This window comes from Anaerococcus tetradius (assembly GCF_947087635.1).
GTDB lineage: Bacteria > Bacillota > Clostridia > Tissierellales > Peptoniphilaceae > Anaerococcus > Anaerococcus tetradius.
Genome location: NZ_CAMUDP010000001.1, coordinates 1 through 19323, shown reverse-complemented (window position 1 = coordinate 19323; position 19323 = coordinate 1). Strand labels below are relative to the sequence as shown.

General features: G+C 35.5%; 18 protein-coding genes and 1 other annotated feature. Of the genes, 9 read left to right on the top strand and 9 right to left on the bottom strand.

The genetic code is table 11. From position 1 onward, the window contains the following. The first annotated feature begins 311 nt into the window (after positions 1-311). The 3 genes from thrS to P6936_RS00080 all read left to right on the top strand — a co-directional run bounded on the left by thrS (position 312) and on the right by P6936_RS00080 (position 4840). The gene (thrS, locus tag P6936_RS00090; RefSeq protein ID WP_276880521.1) at positions 312-2234 is read left to right on the top strand and encodes a threonine--tRNA ligase; all 1923 of its coding nucleotides are present in this window, start codon (positions 312-314) and stop codon (positions 2232-2234) included. A 1-nt stretch (position 2235) separates the two neighbouring features. Beyond that, positions 2236-3411, top strand: coding sequence for an ATP-grasp domain-containing protein (locus P6936_RS00085; protein ID WP_276880520.1), 1176 nt, complete (start codon positions 2236-2238; stop codon positions 3409-3411). A gap of 67 nt (positions 3412-3478) precedes the next feature. Then, positions 3479-4840: an MATE family efflux transporter gene (locus P6936_RS00080; protein ID WP_276880519.1), complete on the top strand. Its 1362-nt coding sequence runs from the start codon at positions 3479-3481 to the stop codon at positions 4838-4840. Between the two features lie 57 nt (positions 4841-4897). Here the strand turns inward: P6936_RS00080 and P6936_RS00075 are convergent, their stop codons facing one another. Next, complete coding sequence (locus P6936_RS00075; RefSeq protein WP_276880518.1) at positions 4898-5761, bottom strand: hypothetical protein; 864 nt, start codon at positions 5759-5761, stop codon at positions 4898-4900. A 68-nt stretch (positions 5762-5829) separates the two neighbouring features. Here P6936_RS00075 and P6936_RS00070 point away from each other — a divergent pair, with 68 nt between their 5' ends. Together P6936_RS00070 and P6936_RS00065 are read left to right on the top strand one after the other, a co-directional pair. Next, on the top strand, positions 5830-6444 hold the full coding sequence (locus P6936_RS00070) for a hypothetical protein (RefSeq protein ID WP_276880517.1): 615 nt from the start codon (positions 5830-5832) through the stop codon (positions 6442-6444). Beyond that, on the top strand, positions 6434-7357 hold the full coding sequence (locus P6936_RS00065) for a CPBP family intramembrane glutamic endopeptidase (RefSeq protein WP_276880516.1): 924 nt from the start codon (positions 6434-6436) through the stop codon (positions 7355-7357). The genes P6936_RS00070 and P6936_RS00065 overlap by 11 nt, the downstream gene beginning before the upstream one ends. Before the next feature lie 73 nt (positions 7358-7430). Here P6936_RS00065 and ilvD read toward each other — a convergent pair whose 3' ends face one another. From ilvD to P6936_RS00040, 5 genes are all read right to left on the bottom strand, one after another. After that, positions 7431-9092 carry a dihydroxy-acid dehydratase gene (gene ilvD, locus P6936_RS00060; RefSeq protein WP_276880515.1) on the bottom strand — a complete coding sequence of 554 codons (1662 nt, stop codon included), beginning with the start codon at positions 9090-9092 and terminating at the stop codon, positions 7431-7433. A gap of 9 nt (positions 9093-9101) precedes the next feature. Next, positions 9102-10094: a ketol-acid reductoisomerase gene (gene ilvC / locus P6936_RS00055; protein ID WP_211204679.1), complete on the bottom strand. Its 993-nt coding sequence runs from the start codon at positions 10092-10094 to the stop codon at positions 9102-9104. A gap of 13 nt (positions 10095-10107) precedes the next feature. Beyond that, positions 10108-10587: an acetolactate synthase small subunit gene (gene ilvN / locus P6936_RS00050; RefSeq protein WP_004836635.1), complete on the bottom strand. Its 480-nt coding sequence runs from the start codon at positions 10585-10587 to the stop codon at positions 10108-10110. 2 nt (positions 10588-10589) lie between these two features. Then, a complete protein-coding gene (gene ilvB / locus P6936_RS00045) occupies positions 10590-12254 on the bottom strand; it encodes a biosynthetic-type acetolactate synthase large subunit (RefSeq protein WP_004836636.1) in 1665 nt (554 codons plus the stop codon). Positions 12255-12310: 56 nt separating this feature from the next. Next, positions 12311-12538, bottom strand: a binding site (T-box leader). A 162-nt stretch (positions 12539-12700) separates the two neighbouring features. Beyond that, the gene (locus tag P6936_RS00040) at positions 12701-13978 is read right to left on the bottom strand and encodes a glucose-6-phosphate isomerase (RefSeq protein ID WP_276880514.1); all 1278 of its coding nucleotides are present in this window, start codon (positions 13976-13978) and stop codon (positions 12701-12703) included. A gap of 315 nt (positions 13979-14293) precedes the next feature. On the opposite strand from P6936_RS00040, the gene rbr reads away from it, so the two are divergent. The 4 genes from rbr (at position 14294) to P6936_RS00020 (ending at position 16824) form a co-directional block, all read left to right on the top strand. Next, positions 14294-14884 carry a rubrerythrin gene (gene rbr, locus P6936_RS00035; RefSeq protein WP_004836638.1) on the top strand — a complete coding sequence of 197 codons (591 nt, stop codon included), beginning with the start codon at positions 14294-14296 and terminating at the stop codon, positions 14882-14884. Positions 14885-15088: 204 nt separating this feature from the next. Beyond that, complete coding sequence (gene nagB, locus P6936_RS00030; RefSeq protein WP_004836639.1) at positions 15089-15811, top strand: glucosamine-6-phosphate deaminase; 723 nt, start codon at positions 15089-15091, stop codon at positions 15809-15811. 112 nt (positions 15812-15923) lie between these two features. Continuing rightward, positions 15924-16133, top strand: coding sequence for a helix-turn-helix transcriptional regulator (locus P6936_RS00025; protein ID WP_040349456.1), 210 nt, complete (start codon positions 15924-15926; stop codon positions 16131-16133). Next, positions 16126-16824, top strand: a complete 699-nt coding sequence (locus P6936_RS00020) for a DUF3169 family protein (RefSeq protein WP_276880513.1) — start codon at positions 16126-16128, stop codon at positions 16822-16824. Before P6936_RS00025 ends, P6936_RS00020 begins: the two co-directional genes overlap by 8 nt. Positions 16825-17021: 197 nt before the next feature. On the opposite strand, the gene P6936_RS00015 is transcribed toward P6936_RS00020, so the two are convergent. From P6936_RS00015 to P6936_RS00005, 3 genes are all read right to left on the bottom strand, one after another. Continuing rightward, positions 17022-17447, bottom strand: a complete 426-nt coding sequence (locus tag P6936_RS00015) for a DUF3021 domain-containing protein (protein WP_276880512.1) — start codon at positions 17445-17447, stop codon at positions 17022-17024. Between the two features lie 8 nt (positions 17448-17455). After that, on the bottom strand, positions 17456-17896 hold the full coding sequence (locus P6936_RS00010) for a LytTR family DNA-binding domain-containing protein (protein WP_276880511.1): 441 nt from the start codon (positions 17894-17896) through the stop codon (positions 17456-17458). Between the two features lie 138 nt (positions 17897-18034). Continuing rightward, the gene (locus P6936_RS00005) at positions 18035-19267 is read right to left on the bottom strand and encodes an aminopeptidase (RefSeq protein WP_276880510.1); all 1233 of its coding nucleotides are present in this window, start codon (positions 19265-19267) and stop codon (positions 18035-18037) included. Positions 19268-19323 lie beyond the last annotated feature (56 nt).

Genomic DNA, 19323 nt, shown 5'->3' with positions numbered 1-19323 from the left:
CCTTATCGTGCTTTTATATTTTAAAAATAATTTGCAAAGTCTAAATTATATGGTAACATAAGTTTATACTTAATATTGACTTAGATAGGGAGCTTTGATTGGAAAAGTGCTTACAGAAAGAAACGGTAGTTGAGAAGTTTCAGTACATAGATTTAAAGTACCACCCTAGAGTTTTTCATGTAATGTGAAACGTTTGGGCGCGATAAGCCTTCTAATGAGTAACAAATTAGGTGGAACCACGAAACAAAGACGTATCGTCCTATAGCCATGAGGCTTGGGCATACGTCTATTTTTATTTTAAAGGAGAAATTATGATTAAGATTAAATTACCTGATGGATCAGTTAAGGAATACGAAAGTGGAGTCCTAGTAGGAGATGTTACAAAAGACATTTCTATGGGTCTTTATAGGGCAGCACTTGGGGCTGTTGTTAATGGAAAAGTTATGGGCTATGCTGAGCCAATAGAAGAAGACTCTGACTTCAGAGTTGTAAAATTTGAAGATAAGGAAGGAAAAGAAATTTTCTGGCATACTTCTTCTCACTTAATGGCTGCAGCTATTAATGAATTATATCCTAATACTAAATTTGCCATAGGACCTGCTATTAATGATGGTTTCTATTATGATATGGACCTTGAACATAGATTTACTCCAGAAGATTTGGAAAAAATCGAAAAGAAGATGCTAGAACTTGCCAAAAAAGACTTAAAACTTGAAAGAGTAGAAATTTCTAGAAATGAAGCTTTGGAAATGTTTAAAAAAGATAAGCAAGACTACAAGGTTGAGCTTATAGAAGACCTTCCAGAAGATGAAAAGATTACTCTTTACAAGATGGGCGATGTTTTTGTAGACCTTTGTAGGGGACCACACCTTGAATCTACAAAAGTTATCAAGGCTGTTAAGCTAAAAACTATAGCTGGTGCTTATTGGAGGGGAGATTCTGATAGACAAATGCTTCAAAGAATCTACGGAATTTCTTTCGAGAAGGCTAAACAATTAGAAGAGTATGAAGAACTTCAAAAAGAAATTGAAAAGAGAGATCATAGAAAAATCGGTCGTGAAATGAACCTTTTTGCCTTCCACGAAGAAGGACCAGGTTTCCCATTCTTCCATCCAAATGGAATGATTCTTATGAATGAACTTCTAGGTTGGTGGACAGATGTTCTTAACAACAATGGTTATGGAGAAATCAAAACTCCACTTATCCTAAATGAAGCCCTATGGCACAGATCAGGTCACTGGGATCACTACAAAGAAAATATGTACTTTACAAAGATTGATGGGGAAGCTTATGCAGTTAAACCTATGAACTGCCCAGGTTCTGTTCTAACTTATGCAGCTAACCAACACTCTTATAGGGACCTTCCAATAAGACTTGCTGAGTATGGTCAAGTTCACAGACATGAGCTTTCTGGTACCCTACACGGACTTTTCAGAGTAAGAACATTTACTCAAGATGATGCCCACGTTTATTGTATGCCAAGCCAAATCAAAGAAGAAGTTTACAAGATGATAGACCTTGCAGACCTTCTCTATTCAACATTCGGTTTCAAATATACAATAGAGCTATCAACAAGGCCAGATGACTTCATGGGCGAGATTAAGGATTGGGACTTCGCAGAAGACCAACTAAAGAAAGCCCTAGAAGAACGTGGTATTGAATATGAAATCAACCCAGGAGATGGTGCTTTCTACGGACCAAAAATCGACTTCCACTTACTAGATGCTGCTAAGAGAGAATGGCAATGTGGTACAATCCAACTTGACTTCCAACTTCCACAAAACTTTGATTTAACATATATCGATGAAAATGGAGAAAAGAAAAGACCAGTCATGCTCCACAGGGCCCTACTTGGATCAATTGAAAGATTTATCGGAGTTCTAACAGAACATTTCGCAGGAAGATTCCCACTATGGTTAAACCCACAACAAGTTGAAATCATCCCAGTATCTGATAAATATATTCCTTATGCAGAAGAATTAAAAGAAAAAATCAAAAAAGCAGGTTACAGGGTTAATATAGACTACAGAAGTGAAGGAGTAGGCTACAAGATTCGTCAAGCTCAACTTATGAGAACAAATTACATGTTGGTAGTAGGCGAGAAAGAAGAAAATTCTGGTAAACTTACTGTAAGAAATAGAGATGCTAAAGAAACTCCAGATGTTTCTCTAGAAGAATTTATAGAAAAGCTTAATGAAGAAAAAGCTTCTAAATCAATAAAATCAATATTCTAATATGACTTTCAATGCTGTAATTTTGGGGACAGACCATAACAGTTACTCAGTGGCAAGGAGCTTTTATGAGGCTTTTTCTAAAAAGCCCCTTGTCATAGGAGCCGCTGTTCTTGTTCCTTTTTATAAATCAAAAATTGCCGATGTTTATACGACCAAGGGTTTTTCATCAGACGAGGAGATTTTTGCAAACTTTATAAATGAAGTTATCGAAAAAAGAGATGAAGATGAGTTTGTCTTTTTTGCTCCGACAGAAAGATATGTGGAAATTTTACTTAAAAACCAAGCTAAGTTTAATTTTACCTACCATATTCCATATCCTAATTATGAATGGGCAGAGAAACTACTAAAAAAATCTGAGTTCTATTCATATTTAGAAAAAATAGGAGTTTCTTATCCAAAGACCTTGGTTATCAATAAGGATAATATTGATAGCATTGATTTTTCTGGAGAAGTCTTCCTCAAGGCTGACGATTATGATGCTCTCCTTGACTCATCTTGTGAAAATATCCAAAAGGGTTATTATTTAAGGGATTCAGATGAGGCTAAGGCAGTTTTAAGGAAAGTATATGATAGTGATTTTAGGGGAGATTTTATCTGCCAAAACTTTATTAATGGGACTCAAGGTAGTGAGTATTCTCTAAATGGTTATAGGTCAAAAGATGGGAAGATTTCTTTTGTTCTTGCGAGAAACTTATTATCAGACCTCAGACCTATGTGGGTTGGTAACCACCTAGTTCAAGTAGATCACGATGATAACCTCATGTATGCTTTAGCAGAAAAAATTGTTACATCCCTCGACTATCATGGACTCTTTAATATAGACTTCAAGAAAGACTCAAAGACTGGTGAAGTTTTTGTCCTTGAGATGAATATAAGACAAGGAAGGACCTTCTATTATTCAACTCTGGCAGGCGTCAATCTCATAGAGCTTGCGGTAAATGACTTAGTTCTTGGCAAAAGTGAAAGCAAAAAGACCCAAAAAGCTTTTAGGCTCCAAGCTATTTCTAGGAAGGTTGCCTACGAAAATGTAGCAGAAGAGCTAAAAGAAGAGTTTAATAAGAAAGGTCGAGATGAAAACTCAGCTATCCATGTTATAAGCGATTATGATGATAATATGCTTAGAAAACTTAAAGTAAATGAGTCAATAAAAAGACAAGAAAAAGAATTATTTAATTAATCAGAGATATCGGTTTTTTCCGGTATCTCTTATATTGCCAAATTTTTTTAAATAGAAAGGAGAATTTATGGAAAAAACCGAAACAAGAAAAGAAAATATAATGGGGACTATGCCGGTTGGAAATCTCCTTATCAAGATGAGTATTCCTATGGTTATCTCCATGCTAGTCCAATCAGTTTACAATGTGGTAGACTCGATTTTCGTAGCAAGAATTTCAGAAGAGGCCCTTACGGCAGTTTCCCTTGCCTTTCCAGTCCAAAATATCATGATAGCTGTGGCAGTTGGAATTTCTGTAGGAGCCAGTGCCCTATTGAGTAGGTATTTGGGTATGGATGATAAGAAAAGAGTAGGGGTTGTCGCTATGCATGGTATAGCCCTATCAATCCTAGCCTACCTAGTTTTTGCAAGCTTAGGCCTACTCTTTACAAATAATTTTGCTAATAGCCAGTCGACAAACCCTCAAATCATAAAATACACTAAGGACTACTTGTGGATAATAATGGTATTTGGTATAGGAGTTTTCTTCCAAATCTTGGCAGAAAAGCTCCTTCAAGCGACATCCCTTACCTTCTACACCATGATTGTCCAAGTATCGGGCGCTTTGATAAATCTTATCCTCGATCCTATTTTTATCTTTGGTCTTTTTGGTTTTCCAAGATTAGGAGTTAGGGGAGCTGCCCTTGCAACGGTTATCGGTCAAATTGGAGGGTCAATAATTGGACTTGTAATAAATAAGAAGAAGAACACAGACATAGTAGTTGATTTTAAGCATTTTAGTTTTCATGGAGAAATATTAAAGGAAATATTTTGGATTGGCATCCCATCAATAGTGATGAATGCTATATCATCAGTCCTTATCTTTATCTTAAACACCATGCTAAGGGCCTTTGGTCAATCAGCCATAGCAGCCTATGGAGTTATGTTTAAGCTTCAGTCCTTTGCCTTTCTGCCTATTATAGGTATGTCTAACGCCATGATATCTATAATTTCCTTTAACTATGGGGCAAGACATGTGGCAAGGATAAAAAAATCTATAAGGTTAGCCTTGCTATGGGGATTCTTGTTAGTTGGACTAGCTACTATTCTTTTGTGGATATTTCCAAATCAAATCTTTGATATGTTCAATGCAACTGATAGGATGCGTGAGATAGGCGTTCCTATGATAAGAATAGTTTCCTTATCTTATGTAATAGCCTCTGTATCTATAATAGCTGTAGGAGTGTTTCAGGCTTTGGGTAACTGGCAATCAGCTATCCTCCAATCCTTCCTTAGACAATTTATAATCCTCCTACCAACCTTCTATCTATTGTCCCTTACCGGTAATATAGATCTAGTTTGGTGGTCATTTTTCATATCTGAAGTATTAAATACTATAATGTGTATGTATTTTCTAAAAAGAGATATAAAAAATAAGGTAGAAACCCTATAAAAAATCCAGCTTTCAAAGCTTAGTAGATAATTACTAAACTTTGAAAGGCTGGATTTTTTAATTTATTCCCACTAGGAGATAGTTTATATATTTTATCCTAAGATTATAAAGAATTTGGCCTATAAACAAAGTGCTAAGTAGTCCTAACAAGCAAGTAACTAACCTATTTTCGCCGGCAAAAAGTCTAAGGGCGATAAAAATGCTTGGATAGATGTAGAGGTAGGTGAAAATCATAAACTTCTCAAAACTTACTTGGCTAGGGTTAGCTATAGATTTTAGGATTAGGTAGACTAGGGGGATAAAGGATAGGAAATATCCATAGTCAAGTCTATATTTATAGTTAAGAAAAATTTCGACTCCAACAAGACTTGCCGCCAAAATATAGAGGAGGGGGTTGATTTTTTCAGCCTTCCTAATTCTTAAAGCCATAACAAAAATAGAAAAGTATAGAAAAACTTCTTTAAGACTTGTAAAGCGAACAAGAATCCTGCTATAATCAAAGTAAAAGAAGAAGGCAAGCGATAAAAGGCCAACTAGACTTGTAAATTTATTACCGAAAATTTTATTTAAGATAAGCTCTAGGAGGAAAAATATTCCAACTAGGCTTATTAAATCAAACAAATTTCTTACAATAGCATAAGTACCCTGGATGATATCTTTGGATAGTTTTACAGAAAATCCGTTAATTATGAGGTAATTAAGGCTTACATGAAAAAGAAGGGGAAGAAATATTAGGATAACCCTTCTGGTATCCATGAAGGAGATCATGTAGGCTATATAGGCTATCAGATAGGAATTTATGATTCTTGATGCTATTTGAGTATTTAATTTTGTTGAAAGGCCTAGCAAAGGGGTAATAAAACTAATAACAAGTAAAATTAAGCCCAAAAAGCCAGCTATATTTAGTCTGATATTTTTCATACTTAAATCATATCACAAATAAGAAAAATTACTAATAAAATGATATAATACTCATAAGAGGAGTTGACATGGATAGAAGAAGACGATCCAAGATGGACGATAATTACATAAGAGAAAAGAAAAGAGATGCAGAAAGAAGACATAGGAGAAAGATAAGGCGTAGAAGAGAGACTATTATTAGGATTCTTGTCCTACTTTTTATAATATTTGCTGTATTTTTTTCTTATAAGAAGCTAATCTCTTCCAATAAAAAGCAAGTAGGGATGATTCAGACTGCTATCAAAAATGACGATGAAGAATATTTTTCTAAGAAAATGGATAGGATGGCAGTTATAATGGATGTGCTAAAGAAGTCCTACTCCAAGGATGAGAAGGAAAATAAGGAGTTTTACCAAGCAGTTTTTTCTAATTTGTCAATTAATTATATAGAAGAAAAAAGTGTAGAAGGTGGCAAGGAAGTTAGTCTAGAGATTGAAAATGTTAACTATATAGATGTCTACAAGGCTTTGGGAGAAGATAAGAGCCATGAGGCATATATGAAAGCTCTAAAGAATAAAGATGCACCAAGGAAAAAGGCTAGGGTTAGCATATTCATTAGAGATAAGATTTTTTCAAAAAAGATTTATGAGTCAAGACCCTTTGTAAATGCAATTCTGGGAGGGGCGCTCGACTATGCTAAATAAGAGATATATGTTTTTAGAAAATGAGTCAATCAAAGAAACTAGAAGGGTCATGAAGGATAGAAATCCTATCCTCTTTACCCTCTGCCTATTTTTTGTGATGAATCTTATGCCTGCTGTAATAGCCTTTTTACTAGGTCTTATAATCTACCCCCTAGTAAAAGTATTAAAGCTAGGATATGTTCCTAAAATAGCTTATGGAAGTGACTCATTTATGATATTTGATTTACTTTCCACATTTTTCATAAGTCTCGCTATTTATTTTTTCGTAAAAAAATATCAAAATAGAAATGCCAAGTCTCTAGGCCTAGTAGATGATAAAAAGCTCATATCCTACACCAAGGGTATCTTGATTGGTGGGGCTATGCTTACGGCATCTTTCCTTCTTGTCTTCTTATTTGGAGGCTTTAGGATAAGGGTCAATATTAGAAATATCAGTCCTTTTTTATATCTACTTTTTGTTATAGGTTGGATTTTCCAAGGCTTTGAGGAAGAATTAATTACGAGATCAGTGCTTATGAATTATTTTGCTGCTGTTAAGGACGTAAAGACGGGACTTATAGCCAATAGTTTGTTATTTGCTATCCTTCATGTAGGAAACACTTCCTTTAATGCTATAGCCTTTGTCAATTTACTCTTGATGGGTCTAGTATTTTCTATGATTTTTTACATAAACGATAGTATCTACACATCTGCAGCTTGTCATAGCGTATGGAATTTCCTCCAGGGAAATTTCTTTGGTATAAATGTTAGTGGAATAATTGATAGCCAAAATACCATCTTTAAGAGTGAACCTGTCGGCTCTTTCCTAATAAGTGGGGGAGCCTTTGGAATAGAGGCAAGCCTAATAGTAACCCTTGTCGAGCTTTTCGTCTTAGTTATTTTATTTAGGAAATTAAATAAGCCTTGTCATTAAGAATAAAAAAATAATCGTAGCCTATTTAGGGAGTTAAACTTCGTTTTAAGGCTACGATTATTTTTTGAAAAAATTATCTTAGGACAGCTCCTTTATCAGAGCTTGTAACACATCTTCTATACCTATCAAGCCAACCTGATAGCTTATTATTATCAGTTGGAGTAAAATTCTTCATTCTTTCTTCCATTTCCTCGTCGGATATTTTTAGCCTGATAGAATATTTTTCTATATCAATTTCTATAAGATCGCCCTCTTTGATTATGCCGATTTCTCCGCCTAGGGCAGCTTCTGGAGAAACGTGTCCTATTGATGCTCCCCTTGATGCTCCTGAAAATCTTCCATCTGTTATAAGGGCAACACTCTTATCAAGGCCCATTCCTGCCAAGGCTGAAGTTGGATTTAGCATCTCTCTCATACCAGGGCCACCCTTAGGGCCTTCGTATCTTATTACTACTACATCGCCATCCTTTATGTCTCCCTCATATATAGCCTTGATTGCGGTATCTTCACTATCAAATACTCTTGCAGGGCCAGTGTGTTTGATCATGGACTTATCGACTGCACTTCTTTTTACAACAGCACCTTTTCTAGCTATATTGCCAAACAAGATAGCAAGGCCTCCAACTTTTGAGTAAGGCTTATCAATTGGTCTTATAACCTCGTGATTTTCTGGCTTAGCATCTTTAATTTGTTCATAGATACTGATGCCTTGGACAGTCTTACAATCTTTTTCTAGTAAATTAGCCATCATAAGTTCATTTTGGACAGCTGCTATACCACCGCTTAGGTAGAGGTCTTCCATATGAAATGGCCCAGCTGGTGCTAGATGACATAAATTAGGAACTTTTTCGCTAATCTCGTTAAACAAGTTAAGGTTGATATCTATGCCAGCTTCTGTGGCAATGGCAAGTAAGTGTAAGACCGTATTTGTAGAACAACCTAAAGCCATATCAGTTGCGATTGCATTTCTTATGGAAGAAGGAGTGATTATATCCTTAATCCTTACATCATCATTAATCAATTCCATTATCTGATAGCCACTCTCCTTGGCAATCCTATATCTTTCAGCATAAACAGCAGGAGTTGTTCCATTTCCCTTGAGGGCAAGTCCTATAGCTTCTGAAAGACAGTTCATGGAATTTGCAGTGTACATTCCAGCACATGACCCACAAGTTGGACAAACAGCTTTTTCTATTTCGTAGAGTTCATCTTCTGTGATTATATTAGCCTTATTTTGACCGACAGCTTCGAAAGCGTAGGATAAGGAGATTTCTTTTTTCTTATTCTTGCCAGCAAGCATTGGTCCACCGCTAACGAGGATGGTTGGAAGATTTAACCTCAAAGCTCCCATTATCATACCAGGAACGATTTTATCGCAATTTGGTACTAGAACAAGACCGTCAAGACCATGAGCCCTAGCCATGGTTTCGACACTATCAGCTATTAACTCCCTACTGGGAAGGGAGTATTTCATGCCGACATGGCCCATAGCTATTCCATCACAAACACCTATTGATGGGATGAGGATAGGAGTTCCCCCGTTCATCAAGACCCCATCTTTTACAGCTTGGGATACCTTATCTAGGTACATATGGCCTGGCACTATCTCACTATAGGCAGAAATAATTCCTACGAGGGGTCTTTCTAGTTGTCTTTTTGTATATCCAAGGGCGTAAAAGAGAGACCTGTTTGGGGCTCTCTCTACACCCTTTAGGACCTTATCACTATTTAACATCTAAGCTCCTTATTTTTTAAGCCAACTCATCATTGACCTAAGATCCTTGCCTACTTCTTCTAATTGGTGAGAGGCTTCTCTTCTCCTTGTTGTAAGGAATTTAATCTTCCTACCTGCACTAAATTCTTGCATAAACTCACTAGCAAATTCTCCGGATTGGATATCTTCTAAGATTTTTTTCATATTATCTCTTGTTTCCTTACCGATTACCATTTTTGCTGCGTGATAATCACCGTACTCAGCAGTATTAGAAATTGAATTTCTCATATTTGTAAATCCACCTTCGACTATCATATCTACAATTAATTTCATCTCGTGGATACATTCGAAGTAGGCCATTTCTGGTTCATAACCAGCAGCAACTAGGGTTTCAAAACCAGCCTTCATCAATTCAGTAATACCTCCACACAAGACAGCTTGTTCACCGAATAAGTCTGTTTCAGTTTCTTCCTTGAAAGTTGTCTCGAGGATTCCAGCCCTGCCAGCACCTAGAGCCTTGGCATAAGCTAGGGCCAAATCCTTAGCCTTGCCGCTAGCATCTTGATATACAGCAACAAGGGATGGAACTCCCAAGCCCTTTTGGTATTGGCTTCTTACTGTATGACCAGGACCTTTTGGTGCTACCATAGAAACATCTACGCCAGGATTTACTTCAACCAAGTTGTAATGAACATTAAAGCCATGAGCATACATCAAGGTATCTCCTTCTTTTAGATTATCCTTAACTTCTTTGTTGTAGATATCTGCGGATATTTCATCAGGTACAAGCATCATTACAACATCAGCTTTTTTGCTAGCCTCGCTTACGCTTAACACTTCTAAGCCAAAGTCTTGGGCAAGTTTTCTTGATTTTGAAGTTTCTTTAAGACCAACCACAACATTAACGCCACTTTCCTTTAGGTTTAGGGCGTGGGCATGACCTTGAGAACCAAATCCTATTATAGCTACTGTTTTACCTTCTAATAAACTTAAATCGCAATCTTTGTCATAATATTTTTTTATCATTTTTAATCTCCTAATTTCTTTTTATTCCTGTTATTCCTGTTCTTATTACATCTTCTACTTGATATTTTGATATAATCTTTAAAAAATCATCCAAATTATTCTTATATCCTGTCATCTCCAAAAATAAATTATCAGATGAGTAATCTATAATTTTTGCCTTATAAAGACTAGTTAGGGCATTAAGCTCCAAATAATCACTACTGTGAATCTTTAGCTTGACCAAGAGCATCTCTCTTGAGATGAAATTCTCATTATCCATAATCTCAAGGTCGATAACATCTTCTAACTTTTCAATCTGATTTACTACCTGCCTTACCATATCTGGGTCTTCGGAAATTGTTGCAATAATCCTTGTCTTGTTATCATCGCTACTAACAGCAGCATTAATGCTTTCGATATTAAAACCCCTCCTCGAAAATATGGAGGAGATTCTAGTAAGGATACCAGCATTATTGTGGACAAAGACATTAATAGTGCTAAGGTTTTTCATTTTTACTCCATAATAACATCATCTACAGTTCCACCAGCTGGAATCATTGGTAGAACTAACTCATTCTTGTCAATTCTAACTTCTATAATCGATACCTTATTTGAACTTGCAGCCTTATTAAAAGACTCTTTGAAGTCTGAGAGCTTATCACAGCTATAGCCTTCCGCTCCCATAGAATCTGCAAGTTTTACATAATCAATCGTCTTTTCTATATTGGTCCCTGAAAATCTATTGTTATAAAGAAGGTGTTGCCACTGCCTAACCATGCCAAGAGTAGAATTATTCATAATTACACTTATGACCTTTACATTATTATTAACAGCAGTCAAAATCTCATTAAAATTCATATTAAATGAACCATCACCAGTTATATGAACAACAGGCCTATCGGGATTAGCAAGCTTAGCACCAATAGATGCTCCATAGCCAAAGCCCATAGTACCAAGTCCACCACTAGTAAGAAAAGATCTCGGCTTAGTTCTGCCACAATACTGGGCTGTCCACATTTGATGTTGACCAACATCAGTTACAAATATCAAATCTTCACCTAGAAATTCTGAAATATAAGAAATAACTTGATGTGGTTTAATCTTATCTCTACAGTCCTCAGGCTTATAATCATCCTTCTTTAATTCATTGACTCTCCTTATCCACTCCTTTCTATCCTTTTTTTCTATATAATCTAAAAGCTCTGATAAAATCTCTTTCAAATCTCCAACTAGACTAAAGTCTGTGAAAATATTCTTATCAATTTCTGACTTATCAATGTCAATATGTACTATATAAGCATTCTTGGCGAATTTTTTTGTATTAAGAGCTACCCTGTCAGAAAACCTAACTCCGCAAGCTATAAGCAAATCACACTCATCAATAGCATGATTTGTACTATACCTACCATGCATACCTAACATTCCTAAGTTAAGCTCATCCTCATAGCCCAAAACTCCTATGCCCATGATAGTATTGCAAGCAGGAATATTTGATAACTTAATCAACTCTCTAAGTTCCATAAAACTACCAGATGAGGTAAGACCCCCACCACAATAGATGATAGGTCTTTTAGAATTATTTATACATTCTGCTAACTTCTTGATATCTTCAAGGCTTGGCTTATTTTTCAATGAATCATCGACAAGCTTCTCTTTTTTCTCATACTCCCAATAATCACCCATAACATCGCTTGGAATATCAATAAGCACTGGGCCCTTTCTGCCAGAGTTTGCAATCAAAAATGCTCTTCTTATAGTATCTTGCAAGTCTTTTATATCCCTTACTATAAAATTGTGTTTGGTAATTGGCATAGTAATACCTACAATATCAATCTCTTGGAAAGAATCCTTACCCAAAAGTTTCCTTCCAGCATTGCCAGTAATACAAACTAAGGGAATAGAATCCATAAAGGCTGTCGCAATCCCTGTAACTATATTAGTTGCTCCAGGGCCTGATGTAGCCATAACAACTCCGACCTTTCCGCTTGACCTAGCATAACCATCAGCAGCGTGAGATGCTCCTTGTTCGTGACTTGTCCTAATCAGCCTTATCTTATCTGAATAATCATAAAGCGAATCAAAGACTTGGATAACTGATCCGCCTGGATAGGCGAAGAGAGTATCAACTCCCTCATCAATCAGTGTTTTTACTATAATTTCTGATCCTTTTATTCTCATCTTAACCTCTTAATAATATTCGAAAATTTTCTATAAAAAAAGTCCTCTGTCATATGACAAAGGACGAAAGTTCCGCGGTACCACCTTTTTTCTTATAAAAATAAGCTCTCAAGCATCCAACAATGCTGGGTAGTGATAACGCCTACCAATGCGTCAAATCTTACTATAGTTCAGACTTGCATTAGAAAAATGATTTTCGAAAATCAGCTTGAATATAGACTTTCACCAAACGTCTACTCTCTGAAATCCCTACTGAATCTACTCTTTTTTTCTGCTAATTTATTCTTGATAATATATTAATCTCTTTTCAAAGGTTTGTCAAATAAAATTTCAAAATAATTTTTTATTATTCACAAAAGGCCTTGAAACAAAGGCTTTCTAGCTCAAAAAAATATAAAAATATTAATAAAAAATCACTCTGGACTTGAAATCCAGAGTGATGGATATTAATTTTCGTAACCTGGCTTGCCGAGAAGCTTGAACATTTGTGATTTGTACTCTTCAACTCCTGGTTGGTTAAATGGATTTACCCCTAACATGTAACCAGAAACGCCTACAGCTATTTCGAAGAAATAAAATAGTTTGGCAATATTTTTAGCAGAAATCTTATCTAGTTTTATCCTGATATTAGCAACCTCACCCTTTACATGGGCTATAGTTGTTCCTTCCATAGCTTGTTTGTTTACAAAGCTCATGGTCTTTCCTGCTAGGTAGTTTAGGCCATCGAGATTATCTTTTTCTTCTTTGATGGTAAGGTCTTTGTTTGGATTTTCAATCTCTAGGACAGTCTCAAATAGGTTTCTCTTACCCTCTTGAATCATTTGTCCTACTGAGTGAAGGTCGGTTGTATTATTAACAGATACTGGGAAGATTCCCTTGCCATCTTTTCCTTCACTTTCTGCAAAAAGTTGCTTCCACCATTCGGCTATATATTTTAACTTTGCTTCATAGTTTACAAGAACTTCTATATCCTTTCCAGCTTCATTTAACATATTTCTAATTGCAGCGTATTTGATAGCAGGGTTTTCGAAAGATCTTTGAGTGTACTCATCCATACCTTCTTTAAAACCAGCCATAAATTCATCGAGGTCAATTCCAGCTACTGCAAGTGGGAGAAGGCCTACGGCTGATATAACAGAAAATCTTCCGCCGATATCATCTGGTACGACAAAAGTTTCATAGCCTTCTGCAGCGGCAAGTTCTTTTAAAGCTCCCTTAGCCTTATCTGTAGTAGCAAAAATTCTCTTCTTGGCTTCTTCTTTTCCATATTTTTCTTCAATAGCATCTTTTAAGAATCTGAAGGCTATGGCAGGTTCTGTAGTAGTACCTGACTTAGAAATAACATTTAAAGAATAGTCCTTATCCTTTAGATAATCGAGAAGGTCAGACAAATATTCCCCTGAAATTTGATTTCCTGCATAGATTAGCTTAACTTTTCTATTAGAATTAAAATAAGAATCACAAGCCACATCAACAGCCTTGATACCTAGATAGGATCCACCTATACCAATTGAAATCAAAACATCAGAATTCTTGTTGATTTTTTCTGCTGCTTTTTTGATTCTTTCAAACTCTTCCTTGTCATAATCTACAGGTCTTTCAATCCAACCGAGAAAGTCATTACCGGCTCCATCCTTATTCATCAAAGTATCAAAGGCGGAAAGAGCCTTATCCTCATAGCTAGACAAATTGTCTAAGTTTACATTAGTAAAATCTAATTTCATATTCTCCTCCTATATATACCTTTATTATACCCGATAAAATTATTTTCCATTATCAAATAATTATACAGACTTGAAAGTCAGCCATAAAGAATGCTTACGAAAAAGATAAAGTTTTCTCGTGAGATATAGAAAAATCACCTCTTAAAATCAAACGTTGGAAAATAGATGAAGAATAAGAGTTGATTATGTATTTGATAATGATTCTAAGTATCATAATTAGAATGATAAAAACTTTAGAATGATTCTTGACATATGAAATTTATATAATATAATATGAATACAAGTCGAAGAAAGAAATAAAAAAGGAGTGTACATATGACATTAAAAGGAACAAAAACAGCACAAAATCTAATTACATCATTCGCAGGTGAAAGCCAAGCAACAATGAGGTATAACTATGCAGCAAAAGTTGCAAAAAAAGAAGGTTACCAACAAATCGCCGCAATCTTTGAAGAAACAGCAAGAAACGAAGTTGAACACGCTGCAAGATTCTACAAATTCTTAAAAGAAGAATTTAAACTTGAAGCAATTGAACTTAACCCAGAATACACAGCATTCCCAGTTATCTTCCATGACACCCTAACAAACCTACAAGGTGCTATAGATGGTGAAAATGAAGAATGTGAACATATGTATCCATCATTTGCAGATGTTGCAGAAGAAGAAGGATTTGATGAAATTGCTAGAGCATTCAGAAACATCGCAAAAGCTGAAGGAGCTCATAGAGATAGATATCAAAAACTTCATGACAATGTTGAAAATGGAAAAGTATTTGAAAGAGACGAAAAAGTTATTTGGAAATGCGGAAACTGTGGCTTCCTATATGAAGGAAAAGTTGCACCAAAGATTTGTCCAGCTTGTCATCACAAACAAGAATGGTTCGAAATCGCAAACTTTAACTATTAATAAGAAATTTGTGCCAGGGCCTTGGTCCTGGTTTTTTTGTGGGCAATTTTATAAATTTAGAAGTTAAAATCCTAGATGATTATTTTAGATATAGAAAAAGCCCTTATTTGTAGATAATTATTAACCAATAGTCCTAGTCTTGGGGATAGAACTTTTTCTTTCGACTCGTATAATTTAAGTGAAAAATAAGTAAGAGGAGGCAATATGAAAGTAATAGTATGCAAAGACTACGATGATATGAGCAAAAAAGCGGCAGACTTGGTCATATCAAATATTATAGAAAAACCACAAATTAAATTGGGCCTTGCTACAGGGTCTTCTCCAGTGGGCCTTTATCAATATTTAATTAAGGCAAATGATGAGGGAGAGATTAGTTTCAAATATGCAAAATCAATAAATCTTGACGAATATGTAGGTATTGATTCAGAAAATGAACATTCTTATAAGTATTTTATGAAGAAAAACTTCTTCGACCATGTTTCATTTAATGAGGGGACTAATATTCTACCAAAGGCTAAGGATAATGACGAAAAATACGCCAAAGACTATGACAAGATCCTCGATGAATTTGGACAAAGAGATATTCAAATCCTAGGCATAGGTGAAAATGGCCATGTAGCCTTTAATGAGCCAGCCGATAAACTCAATAGGAGAACTTCGATAGTAAAATTAGCTGATAGCACCATTGAGGCTAATTCAAGATTTTTTGCTAGCAAAGAAGACGTTCCTAAATATGCTATCTCTATGGGAATGGCAGATATCTTCAATGCAAAAACTATAATTCTTCTTGCAAATGGCAAGAAAAAACACCAAGCTGTTAAAAGATTATTAGAAGACGAAAGCCTATCGACAGACTTTCCAGCAGGATTCTTATCCCTTCATCCAAATGTCTATATTTATGTAGATGAGGAAGCTTATAGGGGTTAGTATTTATAGCCAGAGCAGATGCTCTGGTTTTTTTATTGCAAGGGTTGACAAGAATACTTGTCAATTATATAATAATGACAAAGATACTTGTCAAGAAAGGAGCTTAGATTTATTGAAATTAGTTAATAAACTTTCTGAAATCAGAAAGGAAAAAGGAATCAATCAGACAGATCTTGGTAATATGGTAGGAGTTTCAAGACAGACCATATCTCTTATAGAAAGAGGAGATTACAATCCTTCAGTTATGGTTGCTCTAAGTCTTGCCAGAGTTTTTGATATGAGAGTCGAGGATATTTTCGGATTGGAGGAAGAATATGAATAAGAAAAGATTTTTGATGTTAATTATAGTAGGGCTTCTAGTTGGGGCTTTTTCTGGATGGATATTTGAAAATGTTGCGCTAAGCGATTTGGGAAAGGCTATTAAGTTCTTCCTAATAAAAAATGTATTTGCGATATCTCTTACAGTAATCGTATTAAGCCTTATAATAGCCTATGCTTTTTATAGGAAGTCTAAAAAAGAAATCGAAAAAGGTCTTAAAGGCGAAGATCCAATTCCAACAAAATACACTAACTATAGCCTTATGGTAAGAGAGGTAAGTATTTTTCTAATCTTTGCTCTTGCGAGCATATGGGCTATGTCTATGGGCGTTTATTCTTACGAATCTTGGATTAATATAAAAGAGGCTTTGATTATAATACTAGGGTTTATAGTTTATATAATCCTTATATCAATGATTTTTCAAAAAAACTACGAGCTTATCAAGAAAGTAGAACCAAATAGAAAAGCCGACACCCTTGATTTTAAGTTTAATAAGAAGTTTATAGAAGAATCTGACGAGATGCTAAAAGCTGATTATTACAAAAAAGGCTACAGGGGCTATAGCGCAACTATTCTTACAAATTTCATAATGCTAGTAGTTCTATCAGGACTTGGCTTTTACACAGATGTAGGGATACTAGCACCAATATTTCTAGCTATTTCTTCTATTATAGGAATTATAGCAGCAAAATAAGGGGTTGTTGCAAAACTATGAATAATCATCGTACCATCGTTAGAAGGTTCTCTTAGGAAATTTTACCTCTCCTTGCCGGTGGGCATATTAGTGCCTGCCGACTGATGGAGGCATTTAGCCCGTCGGCGTTATGAGACTTTCCGTGGAGGCTCTTCTAACGATAATGGTACGATTTATTCATTCTGCAACAGCCCCTTTTAGAGCTTCTTGTTTATTTCGTTAATCATATTTTTTTCGTAGATATAAAAACCAAAGCTAATTAATAAGTAAATTATAACAAAACTTGCAAAGGCAAAGATTATTGTACTATTGTTAGAAAACCATCTTAGGTATAATCCTGCAAAGACAAAATATATTGCTATTATTAGAAAGTGGATAGTGTGATTTAGATAAACTGATCTAGATTTATTCTTAAAAATAATTCCAGAAAGAGTTGATACCACACCAAAGCCGCCATAAACTAAGCATTGGATGATTTTTGCGTGTCCTGTGCTTACACTTGCCACAAAGTCAGGCACACCTACAATATCAGCTCCAACTAATATTGATATGAAAGCTTCGATTAAAGCTCCAATACCAACCCCTGCCAAAAAACCAACTAGTAAATCTTTAAAAGTTTTCATATATCCTCCTATAGGCCCAAGGCCTTCCTAAATTCTTTTAAGTTTCTCCTAGAAACATAAGAAACATCGCCATTTATAAGCTCGACAGCAATTGTTCCAGTAAAGGATAGGTCGAGTTTTCTTACGAAATCCAAATTAACAATCTCAGATCGAGATATTCTGATAAATTTGTTCTTATCAAGTCTATCAGCTAGTTCATAAATAGTTAGCCTTGATGAAAAAGTTCCATCCTTTGTTTTTACAAAGACGTTCTTATCTTGGGCATAAATTCTTATGATATCCTCATGAGATATGATATAAACTTCCTTGTTCTTAAAGACTACTATTTTATCTACCAGCCTATCTGCCAGAAGGTCCTTTAGGTTTTCGACCTCCTTAGAATATTCTTTGGCGAAAATCTTAACCTTAGTTTCTTCGATTGTTTCATCTATAATTATTTCAACCTTCATCGCCACCTCCTATGATTATTATAGACCGAAGTGGAGGATGCTTCATTTGTTTTCTGATAAAAGGTAACTTATCTAGGATAAGTGGACAAAAAAAGGCCTATCGATACAATCGACAGGCAGATTATATTTATATTTTGGCTAAAAGGCCCAGTTTCCCTTTTCAAATATCTTAAATTCTTTATCATCCTTGTAGCCTGTAATTTCTAGGTCTTCTGTTCCTACCATGAAGTCCTCATGGATTAGGGAATCGTTAAGACCAAGAGATCTTACTTGGCTATCATCTAAATCACTTGCTCCCTTTACGGTTGTTGGATAAGCCTTACCTAGGGCGAAGTGGCAAGAGGCATTTTCGTCAAAGAGGGTGTTATAGAAGAGGATGTTTGAGTTTGATATTGGAGAATCGTAAGGAACTAGGGCGATTTCTCCTAAAAACTTACTTCCCTCATCGCTATCTAACATTTCTCTTAGGGTATCTTCCCCTTCCTTGGCAGAAAAAGAAATTACCTTTCCATCCTTAAACTCAAACTCAAAACCGTTGATTACCACACCATTATAGACAAGTGGTTTGCTTGCTACGAGTCTTCCGTCTACTCCATCGTATTGAGGAGAGGTGAAGACTTCTTCTGTTGGCATGTTAGGTATAAATCTATCGCCTTTTTCGTTAGTAGATCCTGCTGACATCCAGATATGATTTTTTGGAAGTTTTACCCAAAGGTCTGTTCCATTACTTGCCTTGTAGTGGACTTTGTCAAACTGATGGTCGTTTAGGAATTTTGCCTTCTCATCAAGATTATCTATGTGTTTTGTCCAATTAGCCTTGGTTTCTTGCCAAGATTCTGATACTCTTGAGACATCTAAAATTACTTCCCACAATTTATCATAGGCTTCTTTTTCTGTGAGGTCTGGGAAGACTTTCTTTGCCCATTTTTTGGTTGGTACTGAAATAACTAGCCAAGATACTATATCATTCATGGTGTATTTTACATAGTCCTTGGTTTTTTTGCTATTTTCTCTTATAGCTTCTGAGATTTTCTCACTATCAAGTCCATTTAGAAGGTCTGGGTCTTCTGCATGGATGGAAATTCTGTTTGATTTTTTCTTAGCTATTTGATAGTCAAGCTTAGCAAGCTTCCAATCTGCCACTTCATTAAGGGTTTCTTGGTCTTGGTATTCATAAGTTAATCTTGTAAGCTCGTCATCTTTCCAGTCTATTGCGACATTTTTTGCCCCGTTTTCGTAGGCAGCTTTTGTGATAAGGCGGCAAAGCTCTGGGCTTTCGACAGGACTTGTTATTAGGACATCTTCTCCTTTTTGAACATTAACGCCAAACTCGACAGCAAGCCTTGCAAAATTTTCTATTCTTTTTCTCATAATTCCTCCTCGTATATTATAGTCGTAGTAATTAATACTACATTTTGTTCTCTATC